The sequence below is a fragment of the Streptomyces sp. NPDC107500 genome (genome assembly GCF_055582785.1).
Window position 1 is genome coordinate 1,081,965 of sequence record NZ_JBVJPF010000002.1, and the last position, 18,100, is coordinate 1,100,064.

Genomic DNA, 18,100 nt, shown 5'->3' on the forward strand with positions numbered 1-18,100 from the left:
GAGTGTTTGGGAACGCCTGTGGTGGGTCGGAAGCGGGAGAGGGTTCGCGGGAGGTGGAGGGTGGGAAGAGGGGGGGGGGCCGCGGAGTTCCCGGGCCCCCCCCACCGTCGTACCGCCGCAGGTGTGGACGGCGCCGGCAAGTCAGCTCTTGCGGTGTCTGCCGCCGTGCGTGTCGGCGGGGTCGCCGTCGGCGTCCGCGGGCTGCCACACGGCGGCCTTCTCGCGCTCCGCCCGCTCCTTCTCGGCCTTCTCCGCCTCCTCGGCGGCCTCCATCTCGGCGAAGACGTCGATCGGGGCCGGCGCCTTGGCCAGGAAGACCCAGGTCAGCCAGACGGCGAGCAGGAAGGGCGGGATCTTCAGGGTGACCAGGACCCAGCCGAGCTGCTCGGTGTCCGCCCACCAGTACAGCGGGAAGAGGATCGCGGATTTGGCCAGCAGGATGAGGCCCCAGGCGTAGCTGGCCTTGGTGTAGGCCTTCTTGCGGCCCGGGTTGCGGGTGCGCCAGGAGAGGTTCTCCTTGAAGACCGGGCCGAGGATCAGGCCGATCAGCGGCACTCCGGCCAGCGAGGTGACGATGTACGCCGTGGCCAGGCCGAGGGTGTAGAGCATGCCCGGCAGATAGAAGTTCTTGGCGTTGTCGGTCATCATCGCGAAGACCACACCGAAGGCGACGCCGAAGACGCCGCTGAAGGCGTGCTTCACGGTGTCCTTCATCACCAGCCGCACCACGACCAGGATCAGCGACACGGCAAGCGCCGCGATCGCCGACATGTGCAGGTCGTTGTTGAGCGTGAAGATGGTGACGAAGAGGAGGCCCGGCAGCACCGTCTCGACCATGCCCCGCACGCCGCCGAACGCCTCGAACAGCGCGGCCTCGGTCACCGCCCGGGAGTCGTCCGCCTCTTTCTCTTCGGTCGGCTTGTCGAGCGACGTCACCGGCTACTCCCGTCCGAGGGGTCTCAGTTCGTATTTCGGGTTGAAGAGCACCCGGCGGCCCCGGCTCATCGAGATCCGGCCCGATGCGATGAGCTTGCGCCCCGGCTCTATGCCCACGATGGAGCGTCTGCCCAGCCACACCACGTCCAGGGCCGCGGAACCGTCGAACAGCTCGGCCTCCAGGGCCGGAACGCCCGCACGCGGTCGCAGGGTGACCGTGCGCAAGGTACCAGTAACCGACACGACCTGCCGGTCCTGACAGTCTCCGATGCGGGTGCAGCCGGCGGTGTCGGCGTCCTCGCGCAGTTCCTCCGACTCCAGGTCCTCCTGCGAGGAGGAGAGCCGGTCGAACATGCGCCGGAACCGGCCCACCGGCTTGTCGGAACGCGGAGCAGCACTCATATGTGAAGCGTACCGGGGCCCGCCGACAGGCACGCACCCTCCGGGGAAGGGATGGCGAGGCTCACTTCTCGAAGCGGTACCCCATGCCGGGCTCGGTGATGAAGTGCCGCGGGTGCGCGGGGTCCGCCTCCAGTTTGCGGCGCAGCTGGGCCATGTAGACGCGCAGGTAGTTGGTCTCCGTCCCGTACGACGGCCCCCACACCTCCTGGAGCAGCTGTTTCTGGCTGACCAGGCGCCCCGTGTTGCGCACCAGCACCTCCAGCAGGTGCCACTCGGTGGGCGTCAGGCGTACGTCCCTCCCGTCCCGGTGGACCTTCTTCGCGGCCAGGTCGACGGTGAACCGCTCGGTCTCCACGATCACGCCGTCCCCGTCGCCGGGGACCGGTTCGGCGCGGCGTACGGCCGCCCGCAGCCGGGCCAGCAGCTCGTCCATGCCGAACGGCTTGGTGACGTAGTCGTCGGCGCCCGCGTCCAGCGCCTCGACCTTCTCGTCGGAGGAGTGCCGGGCGGACAGCACCAGGATCGGTACCCGGGTCCAGCCGCGCAGGCCCTTGATCACCTCGACGCCGTCCATGTCGGGCAGGCCCAGGTCGAGGACGACCACGTCGGGGTGGCGGGCGGCGGCCAGCTGGAGGGCGCCCGCCCCGTCGTGGGCGGCGTCGACCTCGTAGTGGCGCGCCTTGAGGTTGATGACGAGGGCCCGCACGATCTGCGGTTCGTCGTCGATCACGAGCACCCGGGTCATCGGGCGGCCTGCCTTTCTGCCGGCGTGGTGCGCGGGGGCGCCGCGGGGGCGCCCGCCGCGCGGAGGGTGAGAACCATGGTGAGACCGCCGCCGGGGGTGTCCTCCGCGTTCAGGGTGCCGCCCATCGACTCGGCGAAGCCCCTGGCCACGGCGAGCCCCAGCCCGACCCCGGCGCCGCGCGGGGCGTCGCCGTAGCGCTGGAAGGGCTCGAAGATGCGTTCCTTGGCCTCGTCCGGCACCCCGGGCCCCCGGTCGACTATCCGTACCTCGACGCGGTCCCCGAGGGCGCTGGCGGCGACCAGGACGCCCCGGCCGTCCGGGCTGTACTTGACGGCGTTCTCCACCAGGTTGGCCAGCGCCCGCTCCAGGAGCCCGGCGTCCACGGCCACCATGGGCAGCGTCTCCGGGATGTCCAGCTCCGCGCTCCCCTCGGGCACCCCGCCGAGCGCCATCGGCGCGACCTCGTCCACGTCGATCTCACGGATCAGCGGGGTCACCGTCCCGGTCTGGAGGCGGGACATGTCGAGCAGGTTGCCGACGAGGTGGTCGAGGCGGTCGGCGCCCGCCTCGATGCCCTCCAGCAGCTCCGCCTGATCCTCCTCGGACCAGGCGACGTCGTCGGACCTGAGGCTGGTGACCGCGGCCTTGATCCCGGCCAGCGGGGTGCGCAGGTCGTGGCTGACGGCGGCCAGCAGCGCGGTGCGGATGCGGTTTCCCTCGGCCAGCGCCCTGGACCGGTCGGCCTCCTCGCGCAGCCGACGCCGGTCCAGGACGACGGCGGCCTGGGAGGCGAAGGCGGCCAGCACGCGGCGGTCCTCGGCGGGCAGCACGCGGCCGGTCAGCGCGAGCGCCATGTGGTCCCCGACCGGCATGTCCACGTCCGCGTCCTCCGGGCGCTCCACCGGGGGCCCCGACCCGGCACGCCCGGCGCAGGTCCAGGGCGCCACTTCGCTCTCCCGTTCCAGCAGCGCGGCCGACTCCATGCCGAAGGTCTCGCGCACCCGCTCCAGGAGCGTCTCCAGGCTGGTCTCGCCGCGCAGGACGTCGCCGGCCAGGAAGGAGAGGATCTCGGACTCGGCGCGCAGCCGGGCGGCCTGGTGGGTGCGGCGGGCCGCGAGGTCGACGACCGAGGCGACGGAGAGGGCGACGCCGACGAATATGGCGAGCGCAAGGATGTTCCTGGGGTCGGCGATCGTGATCCGGTTGACGGGCGGTGTGAAGAACCAGTTCAGCAGCACCGAGCCGACCGCGGCCGAGGCCAGCGCCGGGTACAGCCCGCCGAGCAGCGCGGCGGCCACCGTCAGCGCGAGGTAGAGCAGCACGTCGTTGGCGAGCCCCAGGTTGACGGCGTTGAGCAGCAGGGTCAGCAGCACCGGGCCGGCCAGGCCCACGAACCAGCCCCAGACGCTCCGGGAGCGCCCCAGGCGCGCGCCCCTGGCCACCGGCAGTCCACGGCCCTTGGCGACCTCCTCGTGGGTCACGATGTGGACGTCCAGGTCGGGGCCGGACTCGCGGGCGACCGTGGCGCCGACGCCGGGGCCGAAGACGTACTGCCACGTCTTGCGGCGCGAGGAGCCGAGGACGATCTGGGTGGCGTTGACGCCGCGCGCGAAGTCGAGGAGGGCGGCGGGTATGTCGTCGCCCAGGACGTGGTGGAAGGTGCCGCCGACGTCCTCGACGAGGGTGCGCTGGAGCGCCAGCTCCTTCGGGGACGCCGAGGTCAGCCCGTCGCTGCGGGCTATGTACACGGCCAGCACCTCGCCGCCGGCGCCCTTCTCCGCGAGGCGGGCGGCCCGGCGTATCAGCGTGCGGCCCTCGGGGCCGCCGGTCAGGCCGACCACGATGCGCTCGCGCGAACCCCAGATCTTCGAGACGCGGTGCTCGCTGCGGTACTGCTGGAGGTACTCGTCGGCCCGGTCGGCCACCCAGAGCAGGGCCAGTTCCCGCAGGGCGGTGAGGTTGCCGGGGCGGAAGTAGTTGGACAGGGCCGCGTCGACCTTGTCGGGCTGGTAGATGTTGCCGTGCGCCATGCGCCTGCGCAGCGCCTGGGGCGACATGTCGACCAGCTCGGTCTGGTCCGCGCGCCGCACCACCTCGTCCGGCACGGTCTCCCGCTGCCGTACGCCGGTGATCGACTCCACGACGTCGCCGAGTGACTCCAGGTGCTGGATGTTGACGGTCGAGACCACGTCGATCCCGGCGGCCAGCAGTTCCTCGACGTCCTGCCAGCGCTTGGCGTTGCGCACGCCGGGGACGTTGGTGTGCGCGAGTTCGTCCACCAGGGCGACCTGCGGCTTCCGGGCCAGTACGGCGTCCAGGTCCAGCTCCGTGAAGGTCCCGCCGCGGTACTCCAGCTCCCGGCGCGGCACCTGCTCCAGGCCGCGCAGCATCACCTCGGTGCGGGCCCTGCCGTGGTGCTCGACGAAGGCGACCACGCAGTCCGTGCCCCGCTCGACGCGGCGGTGTGCCTCGGCGAGCATCGCGTACGTCTTTCCGACGCCCGGGGCCGCCCCCAGGTAGATCCGAAGCTTGCCGCGTCCCATGGCCTCATTGTCTTCCGGTCACCGCTGATTGCGCAGCGTCGACCTTACGACCCGCAAACGTGACATAACGGGACGGGGTGCGGTTGCGGGCCGTCTTTGACGGAACCCTGACGCCCGGCGTCACTGCTCGACGATCTCACCGTCCCGCAGTTCGAGGACCCGGTCGGCGAGGTCGAGGAGGGTGGCGTCGTGGGTGGCGACCAGGGCGGTGACCCCTTCGCTGCGTACGACGGCCCGCAGCAGCTCCATCACGGCGTGCCCGGTCTCGGCGTCCAGCTGGCCGGTGGGCTCGTCGGCGATCAGCAGGGCGGGGTTGTTGGCGAGGGCGCGGGCGATGGCGACCCGCTGCTGCTGCCCGCCGGACAGTTCGCCGGGCCGCTGGGCCGCGTGGTCGGCGAGGCCCACGAGGGCGAGCAGGAGGGCGACGCGCTCCTCGCGCTCCCGGGCCGCGGCCCGGCGCAGCCGCATCGGGACGCCCACGTTCTCGGCGGCCGTGAGGATCGGGATGAGCCCGAAGGACTGGAAGACGAAGCCGACACGGTCCCGGCGCAGGGCGAGCAGCCCGTCCTCGTCCAGGTCCGCCAGGTCACGGCCGTCGACCTCGACCCGTCCGGCGTCCGGTGCGTCGAGTCCGCCGACGATGTTGAGCAGCGTGGTCTTCCCCGACCCCGACCGCCCCTTGAGGGCGACCAGCTCGCCGCGCGGCACCTCGAAGGAGACGCCGCGCAGGGCGTGCACGACGGCGGTCCCCCGGGTGTACGACTTGCGTACGTCCTCGACCCGCACCATGGTCTCGGTGACCACCACCTGGCTCATGAGCCCCTCCCCCGCCGGACGACCGGGCGCCAGTATCGCCAGCGGAGGCCGCCGGATTCAACGGCCCGGCACCACGGCCCCGCCGGGCGGGCGGGCAGCACGAAGGGCCGCGTCCCCCTGGGGAAGCGGCCCTGGTGGCGCGCGTACGGAGAAACCGCACGAAGTTTTTACCTAACGGACCTCGGTGATCTCCGGTCCGCGCTGGAGCTGGCCCATGCCTCCGGAGAAGCGGGAGCCCTCGTCCTGCTGGACACCCTCGGGGACCATCTGCGCGTCGTTCGGCAGCGTGAGGACGATCGGGTCGCGGGGGGCCATGGGGCCGTCGCCACGGACCACGACCGTGTCCCGGAAGATCTGCTCCAGCAGACCCGCGGCCTGCGGCTGCACCGCGCCCTGGCCCGAGATCACGCCCCGCAGGAACCAGCGGGGGCCGTCCACGCCGACGAACCGCACGACCTGGAAGCCGCCCGTGCCGTCCGGCAGCTGCACCGGCACCTGGGCCCGCAGCTCCCAGCCCAGCGGACCCTCGACCTCGTCGATGATGCCGCCCTGCTGGGTGATGCCGGCGCCGATCTCCTCGCGCACCTCGCCCCAGATGCCCTCGCGCTTGGGCGCGGCGAATCCCTGGAGCTGGATGGCGCTGTCGCGCAGCACGACGGTCGCGGCGACGATCGCGTCTCCGGCGACCTCCACCCGCAGTTCCATGCCCTCCACCCCGGGGATGAACATGCCGCCCAGGTCCACACGCCCCTCGGCGGGGTCGCGGACCTCGGTGCTGTCCCAGGGACCGTCGGGCCGGGGCTCGGGGTCGAGCCGCACGCGTTCGCGCTCTTCGTCCGCCTCGGTGCCGACGCTGTCGACGACCTGCTCGGTCTCGCCGGCCGCGTCCTCGGCGGCATCCCTCTTCTTGCGACGTCCGAACACGTCACTGTCCTTCCCGGTCGGATACGACCGAAGCGTATCGATTCCCACCCGTCGGGCCGCCCTCGGCGACCTGACCGCTTGTGCCGCTTGCACGGTCCGTCCCGGCGTGGCCGCCGGTGGACCCGAAGCCCCCCTCGGCCCGCGCCGAGCCGGGAAGCTCCGCGACCTGCCGGAAGCGGACCTTCTCGACCTGCTGGACGACCAGTTGGGCAATCCGGTCGAAGCGCTCGAACCGCACCGTCTCGCGCGGGTCGAGATTCACCACGATCACCTTGATCTCCCCACGGTACCCGGCATCAATCGTCCCCGGGGCATTCACGAGGGCGACACCGCAGCGCGCGGCCAGTCCGGAACGTGGGTGCACGAACCCCGCGTACCCCTCCGGGAGCGACACAGACACGCCGGTGGGCAGTACGGCGCGCTCACCGGGGGCCAGCGCGCAGTCGACGGTGGTGCGCAGGTCGGCGCCCGCGTCACCGGGCTGCGCGTACGCCGGAAGCGGTACGTCGGGGTCGACGCGGCGGATCAGCACCTCGAGTTCGGCGCGGGTCACGGGTTCACCTCGAAGGCACGGGTGCGGCGGATCTGGTCGGGGTCGTCCATGGCCGCGCGGATCTCCTCCTCGCGGCCGTGGTTCACGAAGTGGTCGACCTTGACCTCGATGAACAGGGCGTCGGCACGGACGGCCACGGGCCCGTCCGGCCCGCCGATCCGGCCGGTGGCGGTGGAGTAGATCTTCCGGCCGGCCACCGCGGTCACCTCGGCCTCCAGGTACAGCGTGGTGTCCACGGGCACCGGCCGCCGGAAGTCGGTCTCCAGCCGTCCGGTCACCGCGATCGTCCGCAGCAGCCAGTTCAGCGAGCCCAGGGTCTCGTCCAGGGCGGTGGCCAGCACGCCGCCGTGCGCCAGACCGGGCGCGCCCTGGTGGGCGGGCCGGACCAGGAACTCGGCGGTGATCGACACGCCCTCGCCGGCCCGCGCCTGGAGGTGCAGTCCGTGGGGCTGGTCGCCGCCGCAGCCGAAGCACTGGCCGTAGTGGGCGCCGAGCAGCTCGCCGGGGGCGGGCGCGTCGGGGTGCCGTACGGGTTTCACGGCGTCGGCGGGAGGCTGAAGACCTGGGGAAGTACCACTCACAGGCGCAGACCTTACCCGCGCGTCGGCCGAACACCGCCACCGTGCCAAGCTTGTTGCATGCAGCCCTCCCCCGCCCCGTACGAAGAACGCCTCACCGCGCCCCGCTCCTGGTGGCTGGTCTCCTTCCTGGTGGGGCTCGCGTTCGCGCTGATCCTGCTGCCGTTCGGCACGCTGCCGATGCTGGGCGGCCTCGCCGGCGGCACCGCGGTGGCGGCGGTGGCGGCCAGCTCGTACGGCGCGGTCCGTATCCGTGTCGTGGGCGACTCGTTGATCGCGGGCGAGGCGCGGGTGCCGGTCTCGGCGCTGGGCGAGGCGGAGGTCCTCGATCCGGAGGAGGCCCGCGCCTGGCGCACGCACAAGGCCGACACCCGGGCGTTCCTGCTGCTGCGCGCCTACATCCCGAGGGCCGTGCGGGTGGTGGTCACGGACCCGCAGGACCCGACTCCGTACCTGTACCTGTCGACGCGCGAGCCGGAGCGGCTGATCGAGGCCCTCACGGCGGCGAAGGCGGCCGCGTAGCCGGACCGCACGCGCGCGGGGGCGCGCGTGGTCAGTGGTCCGGCCGGCCGACGGGTCCGCTGCCCAGCTCGCCCATCTCAAGGGCGTCCTCGGGCCGTTCCAGGGCCGGGAGGTCGCCGAGGGCGCTCCAGGGGACCTGGCGCTTGCGCAGGTCGTTGCGGATCTTGTCGGCGAGCTTTCTGGTGTCACGGCGGTTCATGACGGCTCCCACGGCCGCTCCCACCATGAAGGGCATCAGGTTCGGCAGGTTGCGCACCATCCGCTTCATGATCTGCTGGCGCAGCTGGCGCTTCATGTGGCTGTTCATCGCCGCGCCGAGGGTCGACGGCTTGGCCACGTCGACGCCGCGTTCGTCCGACCAGGAGTTCAGGTACGCGGTGCTGCGCTGCCCGAGGCCACCGGGCGGGCGTACGCCGTAGACCTCGTGGAGTTCGGCGATCATCTTGAGCTCGATCGCCGCCACGCCGGTGACCTCGGCGGCCAGTTCGGTGGGCATCGCGGGCGGTACGGGCATCATCGCCGCCGCGCCGATCCCCGCTCCCACGGTCGCAGTGCCCTTGGCGGCGCCGGCCACGAGGCGGTCGGCGAGCTCTTCGGGGCCGAGGCCCGGGAACTGTCTGCGCAGCGTCGCCAGGTCCCGTACGGGCACGCGCGGGGCCAGATCGATGATCCGGTCGGCGAGGTGCCCCAGGGCGGCTCTGGCGCGGGTGCCGCCGTTGCGGACGCTCTGTCCGGCCTTTTCCCGGAACGCCGCTGCCCGGCGCCGGGCAGCGGGCGCCGGGGTGTTCGTGGTCGCCGGGAGGTCACTCCGGCCGTCCACTGCTTCGAGCGAGGCCGTACCGGTGCCGGTCGTGCCTCGCTCGTCGTCACGCGCGCTGTGCGGACCGTCGGACGGTCCTTGGTCCGCTCCCCGCTGGGGGAAGCGGCGCTTCCAGGGAGGGGTCGAGCCAGTCACGGCCGACCCCGCCTCAGTCGCAGTCGCGGCAGATGGGCTGGCCGTTCTTCTCCCGGGCCAGCTGGCTGCGGTGGTGCACCAGGAAGCAGCTCATGCAGGTGAACTCGTCCTGCTGCTTCGGCAGTACACGGACCGCCAGTTCCTCGTTCGAGAGGTCGGCGCCGGGAAGTTCGAGGCCTTCCGCGGCCTCGAACTCGTCGACGTCGACGGCCGAGGCGGACTTGTCGTTCCGCCTCGCCTTCAGCTCTTCGAGGCTGTCCGAGTCGACGTCGTCGTCGGTCTTGCGTGGAGTGTCGTAATCGGTTGCCATGGTCGCTCTCCCCCTCTGGGTGTCTGCGGTGTCTCCAGCGCACGTAACGCGTGAGAGGCCGGACTTGTGCCCGACCTGAGGCGGAGATTTTGCCTCACATCAAGGTCTGTTACTCAATCGACACCCAACCGGACCCCTCATGAGTGATCGGCTTGGATGGCGATGGGGACCGTACACGGTCCCAATACCGCACTTCAAAGGCGTCTCACCGTGTACTTCCCGTGATCAAGACCCCTGAAAACCGGGATTTTCCCGGCTTTCCGACAGGGTGCATGATCACGGAGAGTAGATGGCGCGAAAGCCGCTGCTGTGATCGATCACACAGGCGACTCCAGGGCCGCTGGCCTGGAAATTCCGCTCAAAGCGAACATCCTCGGTTCTCGGTGAGATGTCGGGGTCATGATCTCAGACGGGCAGCGTGACGCGCATGACGAGCCCCCCGCCCTCGCGCGGCTGCGCGTAGATGTGCCCGCCGTGCGCCCGGGCCACGGACCGCGCGATGGAGAGCCCGAGCCCCACACCCTTGTCGCTGCCCGTCCGCTCGGTGCGCAGCCGCCGGAACGGCTCGAAGAGGTTGTCCACCTCGTACGCCGGTACGACCGGACCCGTGTTGGTGACCACCAGGACCGCCTGGCCGCCCTCCACGGCGGTGGAGACCTCGACCCAGCCCTCTTCCGGCACGTTGTAGCGCACGGCGTTCTGGACGAGGTTCAGGGCGATCCGCTCCAGCAGGACGCCGTTGCCCTGGACCACCGCGGCCTCGCGGGCGCCGCGGACCTCCACGCCCTTGCTCTCCGCCTCGGCGTGCACCTGGTCGATGGCCTGGCCGGCCACCTCGGCGAGGTCCACCGGTTTGCGCTCGACGATCTGGTTGTCGCTGCGGGCGAGGAGCAGCAGGCCCTCGACGAGCTGCTCGCTGCGTTCGTTGGTCGCCAGCAGCGTCTTGCCGAGCTGCTGGAGCTCCACCGGCGCGTTCGGATCGGACAGGTGCACCTCCAGGAGCGTGCGGTTGATCGCCAGGGGCGTGCGCAGCTCGTGGGAGGCGTTGCCGACGAAGCGCTGCTGGGCGGTGAACGCCCGTTGCAGCCGTTCCAGCATGTCGTCGAAGGTGTCGGCCAGTTCCTTCAGCTCGTCGTCCGGTCCGTCCAGCTCGATCCGGCGGGAGAGGTCGGAGCCGGCCACCGCGCGGGCGGTGCGGGTGATCCGGCCCAGGGGCGACAGGACGCGCCCGGCCATGGCGTAGCCGAAGGCGAAGGCGATCACGGCGAGGCCGAGCAGCGCCAGCAGCGAACGGCTGAGCAGGTTGTCCAGGGCGACCTTGCGCTGGTGGTCTATGCAGTCGCTGATCGCGGCGTTGAACGCGGACAGCGACAGGTTGCCGTTGTCCACGACCGGACAGTCGCTGCTGGAGACCCTGAGGTCGGTGAAGTCGACGATCTTGTACAGCGGTTCGTTGCCGGTGCGCACCGCCTGGGCGGCGAGCAGATAGATGATCGACAGCAGCAGGATGCCGGCGATCAGGAACATGCCGCCGTACAGCAGCGTGAGCCTTATGCGGATGGTGGGGCGCAGCCACGGCAGGGGGGTGGCCGAGCGCGGGTCCCACGTGGGCTTGGGTGGCGCCCCGGGGGGCGCGGGTGTCGTCGCCACGGCCGGTCAGATCCGGTAGCCGGAGCCGGGGACGGTGACGATGACGGGCGGCTCGCCCAGCTTGCGGCGCAGGGTCATGACGGTCACGCGTACGACGTTGGTGAACGGGTCGGTGTTCTCGTCCCAGGCCTTCTCCAGGAGCTGCTCCGCGGAGACCACGGCGCCCTCGCTGCGCATGAGCACCTCCAGCACGGCGAACTCCTTGGGGGCGAGCTGGACCTCCTTGCCGTCGCGGAAGACCTCGCGGCGGTTCGGGTCGAGCTTGATCCCGGCGCGCTCCAGGACGGGCGGCAGGGGCACGCTGGTGCGACGGCCCAGGGCGCGCACCCGGGCGATCAGCTCGCTGAAGGCGAAGGGCTTGGGGAGGTAGTCGTCGGCGCCGATCTCCAGGCCCTCGACGCGGTCGCTGACGTCGCCGGAGGCCGTGAGCATCAGCACGCGTGTGGGCATGCCGAGTTCGACGATCTTGCGGCACACGTCGTCGCCGTGGACGAGCGGGAGGTCGCGGTCGAGGACGACCACGTCGTAGTCGTTGACGCCGATGCGCTCCAGGGCGGCCGCACCGTCGTACACGACGTCGACGGCCATGGCCTCCCGGCGCAGTCCGGTGGCCACCGCATCGGCGAGCAGTTGCTCGTCCTCGACGACGAGTACGCGCACGTCGCTTGTCCTTCCTGTGTCCACCCGCGTAGCGCCGGTCGGCGCACGAGGGCAGGGGCCTGGTGGGTGTGTTGCCTCCATCCTGCCCTTTTCGGCCATAAGTCGGCTGTAAGGCGGGAGACGGGGCGGCGACGGGGAAAGTCCCGCGGGCGGGAATGAAGGATTTTCTCGCGTGGTTGAGGTTTCCGCGAAGAGGAGCGGGGGGAGGACGGCTTTACACCCCGCGATCACGCTCTGCCTGTACCGCGTTACCGCGCGGTACGCCGCGGTCCGCTTCCGCAGAGCGGGCGTGGGTGTCCGGCACCGTCGCCGCCCAGCAGGGCAGCGCTGGGCACTCCACCGGAGACGTGATCGCCCCTTCCGATCGGCACACCCCCGTGCCAACGACCCACGACCCAGGACGAGGGGGCGCAGCATGGACGCTTTCACCGCAGGACTTCTGCAGCGCATACAGACGACCGAGTCCGACCTGTCCCGGGCCCGAGACGAGGGCGACGAGTTCCTTGTCGACGTGGAGCTGGGAGAGCTCGACGACCTGCGCCGCCTCGCCGCCGAGCACGGCGTGGAGGTAACGGCGACCAACGCCTGACCGACCCAGGGAATGACGAGGCCCCGGCGATCCAGCGCCGGGGCTTCGTCGTGTCCGGGTGCGGTGCCGGGCCCGGGGGCGCTGCCGGGCGGGGAGACGGCGGGGCCGGCGCGCGGACTCGGGCCGAGGTTCGGGACGACGGGCACCCGGGGGCAGGCCGCGCGGTGGCCCCGCCGGCCTTGCCAAGCGGCCCCCGGCTTCGGCGAGGACCTGGGCAAGGCAGCCGCCCGCCAGGGCCCGCTCGGCGGGCCTGGCGGATCAACACGCCCTCCCGGCCCCGTGGCCGGGTGCTGGAACGCTTGGACGGGCGTCCGTCGTCGCGGGCGTCTTCGCTCGCCTCAGCGGGGTCTCACGGCGCCCTGCCCCCGGAGGGCGCCCTCACAGCACGCGGGAGCCATGAGCCCGGCCCGGTCATGCCTCGCCGCGCCACGCGGCCCGGGGGCCGACCGCCGCCCCCTGATCCTCCGCCGGAGGCCTACGCCCCGAAGTCCGCCAGCAGCCGCTGGAGGGGTTCGAAGACGGCCGGGGTGGCCGCGATGGTCAGAGTGCCGGAGGGGCGCTCACCCGGCCGTCCACCGGTCACCGCGCCCGCCTCACGGGCGATCAGGTCGCCCGCCGCGAGGTCCCAGGGATGCAGCCCGCGTTCGTAGTAGCCGTCGAGGCGTCCCGCGGCCACGTCGCACAGGTCGATCGCGGCCGAGCCACCGCGCCGGATGTCCCGCACCAGCGGGATGAGCCGCCGCGCGATCTCGGCCTGCTCCGCGCGGACGTCGGCGACGTAGTTGAAGCCGGTGGAGACCAGCGCCTGGTCCAGCGGGGCCGCGGACCGGCAGGCGAGCGCGCGTTCGCCCTCCCAGGCTCCGGTCGCCCAGGCTCCGCCGCCCAGCACCGCGTGGTAGGCCTCGCCGCGCATCGGGGCGACGACCGCCGCCGCCACCCGCTCGCCGTCCTGCTCGGCGGCGATGGAGACCGCCCAGGTGGGCAGCCCGTACAGGTAGTTGACCGTGCCGTCGAGCGGGTCGATGACCCAGCGGACGCCGCTGGTGCCCTCGGCGGCGGCGCCCTCCTCGCCGAGGAAGCCGTCCTCGGGGCGGCGCTCGGCGATCAGGCCGGTGATCAGCTTCTCCGCCGCGATGTCCATCTCGGTGACCACGTCGATCGGGCTGGACTTGGTCGCGGCGACCGCGAGGTCGGCCGGCCGTCCGTCGCGCAGCAGCGCGCCCGCGCGGTGGGCGGCCTCCCGGGCGATCGTCAGCAGCTCGGCGTGGAGCGGGTCGGTCGTCAGGTCGGTCACGGGCTTCCTCACGCGTAGGGGCTGTCGGCACCCGCGGCGGCGGGCCGGGGGGCACGGGCGGGGCAGCAGCCGACCGGGCACAGGTTGTGGCTCGCGCCGAGCGCGCCGAGGGCGCACGGCGCGACGTCCTGGCCGCGCTCGCCGGCGGCCCGCTCCAGGACGAGGTCGCGGACCGCGGCGGCGAACCGCGGGTCGGCACCGACGGTCGCCGAGCGGCGCACCGGCAGCCCCAGCTCCCCGGCCTTGGCGGTGGCCTCGGTGTCGAGGTCGTACAGGACCTCCATGTGGTCGGAGACGAACCCGATGGGGGCCATCACCACCGCCGGGGCACCGGCCGCGTGGCGCTCCTCCAGGTGGTCGCAGATGTCCGGCTCCAGCCACGGGATGTGCGGGGCGCCGGAGCGCGACTGGTAGACGAGCTGCCAGGGGTGGTCGACGCCGGTGCGGTCGCGGACGGCGTCGGCGATCACCTGGGCGACGTCGAGGTGCTGGCGGACGTAGGCCCCGCCGTCGCCGTGCGCCTCGACCGGACCGGAGGTGTCCGCGGCGGAGGTGGGGATCGAGTGGGTCGAGAAGGCGATGTGCGCGCCGTCACGGACCTCCTCGGGCAGCTCGGCGAGGGACCGGACCACCCCGTCGGCCATGGGCTCCACGAACCCCGGGTGGTTGAAGTAGTGCCGGAGCTTGTCGACCCGGGGCGGCTCCAGCCCCTCGGACTCCAGGGCGGCCAGCGCGTCCGCGAGGTTCTCCCGGTACTGGCGGCAGCCCGAGTACGAGGCGTAGGCGCTGGTCGCGAGGACCAGGACCCGGCGGCGGCCGTCGCGGACCATGTCGCGCAGGGTGTCCGTCAGGTACGGCGCCCAGTTGCGATTGCCCCAGTAGACCGGCAGGTCCAGGCCGTGCTCGGCGAAGTCCTTGCGGAGGGCGTCGAGCAGGGCGCGGTTCTGGTCGTTGATCGGGCTGACCCCGCCGAAGAGGAAGTAGTGCTGCCCGACCTCCTTGAGGCGTTCCTTCGGGATGCCCCGCCCGCGCGTCACGTTCTCCAGGAAGGGGACCACGTCGTCCGGGCCCTCCGGGCCGCCGAACGAGAGCAGGAGCAGGGCGTCGTACGGACTGACATCGAGCGCGTCTGGCATGTCTCGATCCTGCCACCAGGCACTGACAGCGAGGAAACGGCGGGGTACCCACCGTGCGTTTCACCAGGTCCACGGGGGTGTTTCCGGGCGTTTCGGCGAGTAATCTGTATCGACTGTGTTCGCACCTTACTGAGCGCGTTACCGAGCCTTTTCCGGAGACCCCGTTGGCCAGCCCCTACCGCGCCCTGTTCGCCGCCCCCGGCAGCAAGGGCTTCTCCACCGCGGGCTTCCTCGGCCGCATGCCGCTGTCGATGATGGGCATCGGCGTGGTGACCATGATCTCGCAGCTCACCGGGCGGTACGGCCTGGCCGGGGCGCTGTCGGCCACCATCGCGCTCGCCGCCGCCGTGGCCGGACCGCAGGTCTCCCGTCTGGTGGACCGCTACGGGCAGCGGCGGGTGCTGCGCCCGGCGACCCTGGTGTCGCTGACCGCGGCGGCGGTGCTGCTGCCGGCCGCGCACTACGGGTGGCCGGACTGGGTGCTGTTCGTGGCCTGCGTCGGCATCGGCTGCGTGCCGAGCCTCGGCGCGATGGTCCGGGCCCGCTGGGCGGCCATCTACCGGGGCACTCCGCAGCTGCACACCGCGTACTCCTTCGAGTCCGTGGTGGACGAGATCTGCTTCATCTTCGGGCCGATCATCTCCATCGGCCTGTCCACGGCGTGGTTCCCGGAGGCCGGGCCGCTGCTCGCCGCCTGCTTCCTGGCGACCGGCGTCTTCTGGCTCACCGCGCAGCGGGCCACCGAGCCGGTACCGCACCCGCGCGAGCACAAGGGCGGCGGCACCGCGCTGCGCTCACGCGGACTCCAGGTCCTGGTCGGCACGTTCGCGGCCACGGGGACGATCTTCGGGGCCATCGACGTCGTCACCGTGGCGTTCGCCGAGGAGGAGGGTCACAAGGCAGCCGCCAGCCTCGTCCTCGCCCTGTACGCGGCGGGGTCGTGCACGGCGGCCATGATCTTCGGGCTGCTGCGCTTCGCCGGTCCGCCAGAGCGTCGCTGGCTGCTGGGCGTGTGTGCGATGGCCGTGAGTATGATCCCCCTGCTACTGGTCGGAAACCTGCTGTTTCTGGCCGCGGCGCTGTTCGTTGCGGGTCTGTCCATCGCTCCGACGATGATCACGACGATGTCCCTCATCGAAGAGCACGTACCACGCGCGCAGCTCACTGAGGGCATGACCTGGGTGAGCACCGGACTCGCGGTCGGGGTCGCGCTCGGCTCCTCCGGCGGCGGCTGGGTGATCGACGCCTCCGGGGCGCGTGCGGGGTACTGGGTTCCGGCGGTGGCCGGGGCCGTCGCGGTCGCGGTCGGTTTCCTCGGGTACCGCCGGCTCAAGCGGCCGGATCCGCGTCGGGGAGGCACCGTTGAGCAGCACACGCACGGCGAGCGGCAGGGCGAACGGCCGGAACGGCACATGGCGTAACTGGGGCGGCAACGTCTCCGCGCGCCCCGCGCGCGAGGTCACTCCCGCCTCCGTCGAGGAGCTGGCCGACGCGGTCCGCGCGGCGGCCGGGGAGGGGCTGCGGGTCAAGGCGGTCGGCACCGGGCACTCCTTCACCTCCATAGCGGCGACGGACGGCCTGTTGATCCGCCCTCAACTGTTGACGGGCATCCGCGACATCGACCGTGACGCCATGACGGTCACCGTGGAGGCGGGCACCCCGCTCAAGCGGCTCAACCTGGCCCTCGCGCGTGAGGGGCTGTCGCTGACCAACATGGGCGACATCGTGGAGCAGACCGTCTCCGGGGCCACCAGTACCGGCACCCACGGCACGGGCCGCGAGTCGGCCTCGATCGCCGCCCAGATCCGGGGGCTGGAAATCGTCACCGCGGACGGCTCGGTGCTGACCTGTTCCGAGCGGCAGAACCCCGAGGTGTTCGCCGCCGCCCGGATCGGCCTGGGCGCGCTGGGCGTCGTCACCGCCATCACCTTCGCCGTGGAGCCGCTCTTCCTGCTCACCGCGCGTGAGGAACCGATGCCCCTCGAGCGGGTCCTCGCCGACTTCGACGAACTGTGGACCGAGAACGAGCACTTCGAGTTCTACTGGTTCCCGCACACCGGCAACACCAACACCAAGCGCAACAACCGCAGCGCCGGACCGGAGCAGCCCGTCGGCCGGCTCCAGGGCTGGTTCGAGGACGAGTTCCTGTCCAACGGCGCCTTCCAGGCCGCCAACTGGATCGGCCGCGCCGCCCCCGGCACCATCCCGGCGATCGCCCGGTTCTCCAGCAAGGCGCTCTCCGCGCGGACGTACACGGACACCCCGCACAAGGTCTTCACCTCGCCTCGCCGGGTGCGGTTCGTGGAGATGGAGTACGCCGTGCCGCGCGAGGCGGTCGTCGAGACGCTGCGCGAACTCAAGGCGATGGTCGACCGGTCACGGCTCAGGATCAGCTTCCCGGTCGAGGTGCGCACGGCCCCGGCCGACGACATCACGCTGTCCACCGCCTCGGGCCGCGACAGCGCGTACGTCGCCGTGCACATGTTCCGGGGAACGCCCTACCAGGCGTACTTCACCGCCGCCGAGCGCATTTTCACGGCGCACGAGGGGCGGCCGCACTGGGGCAAGGTGCACACCCGGGACGCCGAGTACCTTTCGCGGGTCTACCCGCGCTTCGGCGAGTTCACTGCGCTGCGGGACCGCCTTGACCCTGACCGTCTGTTCCTGAACGACTACTTGCGCCGGGTTCTGGGGCCGTAGCCGAGTCGTCGGGGGCGGGGCTCCCGGAGTCGCCGGAGCCCTCGTCCCCGGTGGCGTCCGGGGTGGGCGTCGGGCTGGTCGCCGTACCGCCGTCCTGCCCGGCGTCGCCGCCCGAGGAGGTGTCGCCGCCGGTTCCGCTCGGGGTTCCGGACGGCGTGGCGGCCGGGGTGTCGTTCCCCGACCCGTCGCCCCCGGACTTCCCGGAACCGCCCGGGTCGCCCTTGCCGTTCTCGGCGTTCCCCGAATCGCCGGAATCGCCCGAATCATCGGAGTTTCCCGAATCCGAAGCCGACTTGTTGTGACCGGAGAGGGCGTTGCCGACCGTCGTGCGGTGGCCTCCGCTCAGGTTCTCGCCGGAGGCGACCTCGTACGTGGTGATCCCGGCCATGGCGACACCGAAGACGAGGGCCGCCGCGAGCACCGGGCGCTTCCAGCCCGTGGTCCGCGCGCGGTAGACGGTGCCCTTGGAGAACTCGCCCGGAACCGGCGCCGCTCCGCGACCCGCCCCCTGGGCGACTGCGGCCGTACGCTTCACCCGGAGCTGCTCCCCGGTGCGCTTGAAGAAGTGCTGGAGGACCGAGCCCCCGCACGTGGCGACCACACTGATCACACCGGCACCCAGGATCGTGCCGTAGACGCCGAACGAAGAGGCGAGCTTGGCGGCCACCACCGCGGCCAGCGCGCTGCCCGCGACCTGGGCGACACTCAGGTCGATCCGCCTGGCCTCCCCCTCCGTACGCACGTCCGCCTCCCCGGCGCCATCGGACTTTTCACGCATCCTCTGACC

General features: G+C 72.0%; 19 protein-coding genes. 4 read left to right on the forward strand and 15 right to left on the reverse strand.

Features of this window, described 5'->3' with window-relative positions; translation table 11 throughout:
• Window positions 1-141 precede the first annotated feature (141 nt).
• From ACZ67M_RS10875 to ACZ67M_RS10910, 8 genes are all read right to left on the reverse strand, one after another.
• Window positions 142-936, reverse strand: coding sequence for a DUF3159 domain-containing protein (locus ACZ67M_RS10875; RefSeq protein WP_361365571.1), 795 nt, complete (start codon window positions 934-936; stop codon window positions 142-144).
• A gap of 3 nt (window positions 937-939) precedes the next feature.
• Entirely contained in the window at window positions 940-1,338 is a 399-nt protein-coding gene (locus ACZ67M_RS10880; RefSeq protein WP_114529494.1) for an OB-fold nucleic acid binding domain-containing protein, read from the reverse strand.
• Between the two features lie 61 nt (window positions 1,339-1,399).
• Window positions 1,400-2,083 (reverse strand): response regulator, encoded by a 684-nt coding sequence (locus tag ACZ67M_RS10885; protein WP_469850571.1) that lies wholly within the window; start codon window positions 2,081-2,083, stop codon window positions 1,400-1,402.
• Window positions 2,080-4,626 carry an ATP-binding protein gene (locus ACZ67M_RS10890; RefSeq protein ID WP_469850573.1) on the reverse strand — a complete coding sequence of 849 codons (2,547 nt, stop codon included), beginning with the start codon at window positions 4,624-4,626 and terminating at the stop codon, window positions 2,080-2,082. The genes ACZ67M_RS10885 and ACZ67M_RS10890 overlap by 4 nt, the downstream gene beginning before the upstream one ends.
• 120 nt (window positions 4,627-4,746) lie before the next feature.
• Complete coding sequence (locus ACZ67M_RS10895) at window positions 4,747-5,442, reverse strand: ABC transporter ATP-binding protein (RefSeq protein WP_385798850.1); 696 nt, start codon at window positions 5,440-5,442, stop codon at window positions 4,747-4,749.
• A gap of 171 nt (window positions 5,443-5,613) precedes the next feature.
• The gene (locus ACZ67M_RS10900; RefSeq protein ID WP_361365582.1) at window positions 5,614-6,366 is read right to left on the reverse strand and encodes a DUF3710 domain-containing protein; all 753 of its coding nucleotides are present in this window, start codon (window positions 6,364-6,366) and stop codon (window positions 5,614-5,616) included.
• A gap of 1 nt (window position 6,367) precedes the next feature.
• Window positions 6,368-6,919: a dUTP diphosphatase gene (gene dut, locus ACZ67M_RS10905; RefSeq protein WP_361365585.1), complete on the reverse strand. Its 552-nt coding sequence runs from the start codon at window positions 6,917-6,919 to the stop codon at window positions 6,368-6,370.
• Window positions 6,916-7,500, reverse strand: coding sequence for a PaaI family thioesterase (locus ACZ67M_RS10910; protein WP_064730235.1), 585 nt, complete (start codon window positions 7,498-7,500; stop codon window positions 6,916-6,918). Before ACZ67M_RS10910 ends, dut begins: the two co-directional genes overlap by 4 nt.
• A gap of 57 nt (window positions 7,501-7,557) precedes the next feature.
• Between ACZ67M_RS10910 and ACZ67M_RS10915 the strand changes: the two genes are divergently transcribed.
• Window positions 7,558-8,019, forward strand: coding sequence for a DUF3093 domain-containing protein (locus ACZ67M_RS10915; RefSeq protein ID WP_469850575.1), 462 nt, complete (start codon window positions 7,558-7,560; stop codon window positions 8,017-8,019).
• A gap of 31 nt (window positions 8,020-8,050) precedes the next feature.
• Here the strand turns inward: ACZ67M_RS10915 and ACZ67M_RS10920 are convergent, their stop codons facing one another.
• The 4 genes from ACZ67M_RS10920 to ACZ67M_RS10935 form a co-directional block, all read right to left on the reverse strand.
• Window positions 8,051-8,974, reverse strand: a complete 924-nt coding sequence (locus ACZ67M_RS10920) for a hypothetical protein (RefSeq protein WP_467320376.1) — start codon at window positions 8,972-8,974, stop codon at window positions 8,051-8,053.
• A 13-nt stretch (window positions 8,975-8,987) separates the two neighbouring features.
• Entirely contained in the window at window positions 8,988-9,284 is a 297-nt protein-coding gene (locus ACZ67M_RS10925; protein WP_003993510.1) for a DUF4193 domain-containing protein, read from the reverse strand.
• Window positions 9,285-9,689: 405 nt separating this feature from the next.
• Entirely contained in the window at window positions 9,690-10,934 is a 1,245-nt protein-coding gene (locus ACZ67M_RS10930; RefSeq protein ID WP_161330202.1) for an ATP-binding protein, read from the reverse strand.
• Window positions 10,935-10,940: 6 nt separating this feature from the next.
• Window positions 10,941-11,594 carry a response regulator transcription factor gene (locus ACZ67M_RS10935; RefSeq protein WP_003993508.1) on the reverse strand — a complete coding sequence of 218 codons (654 nt, stop codon included), beginning with the start codon at window positions 11,592-11,594 and terminating at the stop codon, window positions 10,941-10,943.
• A 415-nt stretch (window positions 11,595-12,009) separates the two neighbouring features.
• Between ACZ67M_RS10935 and ACZ67M_RS10940 the strand changes: the two genes are divergently transcribed.
• The gene (locus ACZ67M_RS10940) at window positions 12,010-12,183 is read left to right on the forward strand and encodes a hypothetical protein (RefSeq protein ID WP_361365591.1); all 174 of its coding nucleotides are present in this window, start codon (window positions 12,010-12,012) and stop codon (window positions 12,181-12,183) included.
• Window positions 12,184-12,658: 475 nt separating this feature from the next.
• Here ACZ67M_RS10940 and ACZ67M_RS10945 read toward each other — a convergent pair whose 3' ends face one another.
• Together ACZ67M_RS10945 and ACZ67M_RS10950 are read right to left on the reverse strand one after the other, a co-directional pair.
• Window positions 12,659-13,477, reverse strand: a complete 819-nt coding sequence (locus ACZ67M_RS10945; RefSeq protein WP_361365594.1) for an inositol monophosphatase family protein — start codon at window positions 13,475-13,477, stop codon at window positions 12,659-12,661.
• Between the two features lie 8 nt (window positions 13,478-13,485).
• Window positions 13,486-14,613, reverse strand: coding sequence for a ferrochelatase (locus ACZ67M_RS10950; protein ID WP_453441446.1), 1,128 nt, complete (start codon window positions 14,611-14,613; stop codon window positions 13,486-13,488).
• Between the two features lie 164 nt (window positions 14,614-14,777).
• Between ACZ67M_RS10950 and ACZ67M_RS10955 the strand changes: the two genes are divergently transcribed.
• Entirely contained in the window at window positions 14,778-16,034 is a 1,257-nt protein-coding gene (locus ACZ67M_RS10955) for an MFS transporter (protein WP_385798858.1), read from the forward strand.
• The gene (locus ACZ67M_RS10960) at window positions 15,976-17,313 is read left to right on the forward strand and encodes a D-arabinono-1,4-lactone oxidase (RefSeq protein WP_469850579.1); all 1,338 of its coding nucleotides are present in this window, start codon (window positions 15,976-15,978) and stop codon (window positions 17,311-17,313) included. Before ACZ67M_RS10955 ends, ACZ67M_RS10960 begins: the two co-directional genes overlap by 59 nt.
• Here the strand turns inward: ACZ67M_RS10960 and ACZ67M_RS10965 are convergent.
• Entirely contained in the window at window positions 17,237-18,091 is an 855-nt protein-coding gene (locus tag ACZ67M_RS10965; RefSeq protein WP_469850581.1) for a hypothetical protein, read from the reverse strand. The two genes, ACZ67M_RS10960 and ACZ67M_RS10965, sit on opposite strands and share 77 nt — an antisense overlap.
• Window positions 18,092-18,100 lie beyond the last annotated feature (9 nt).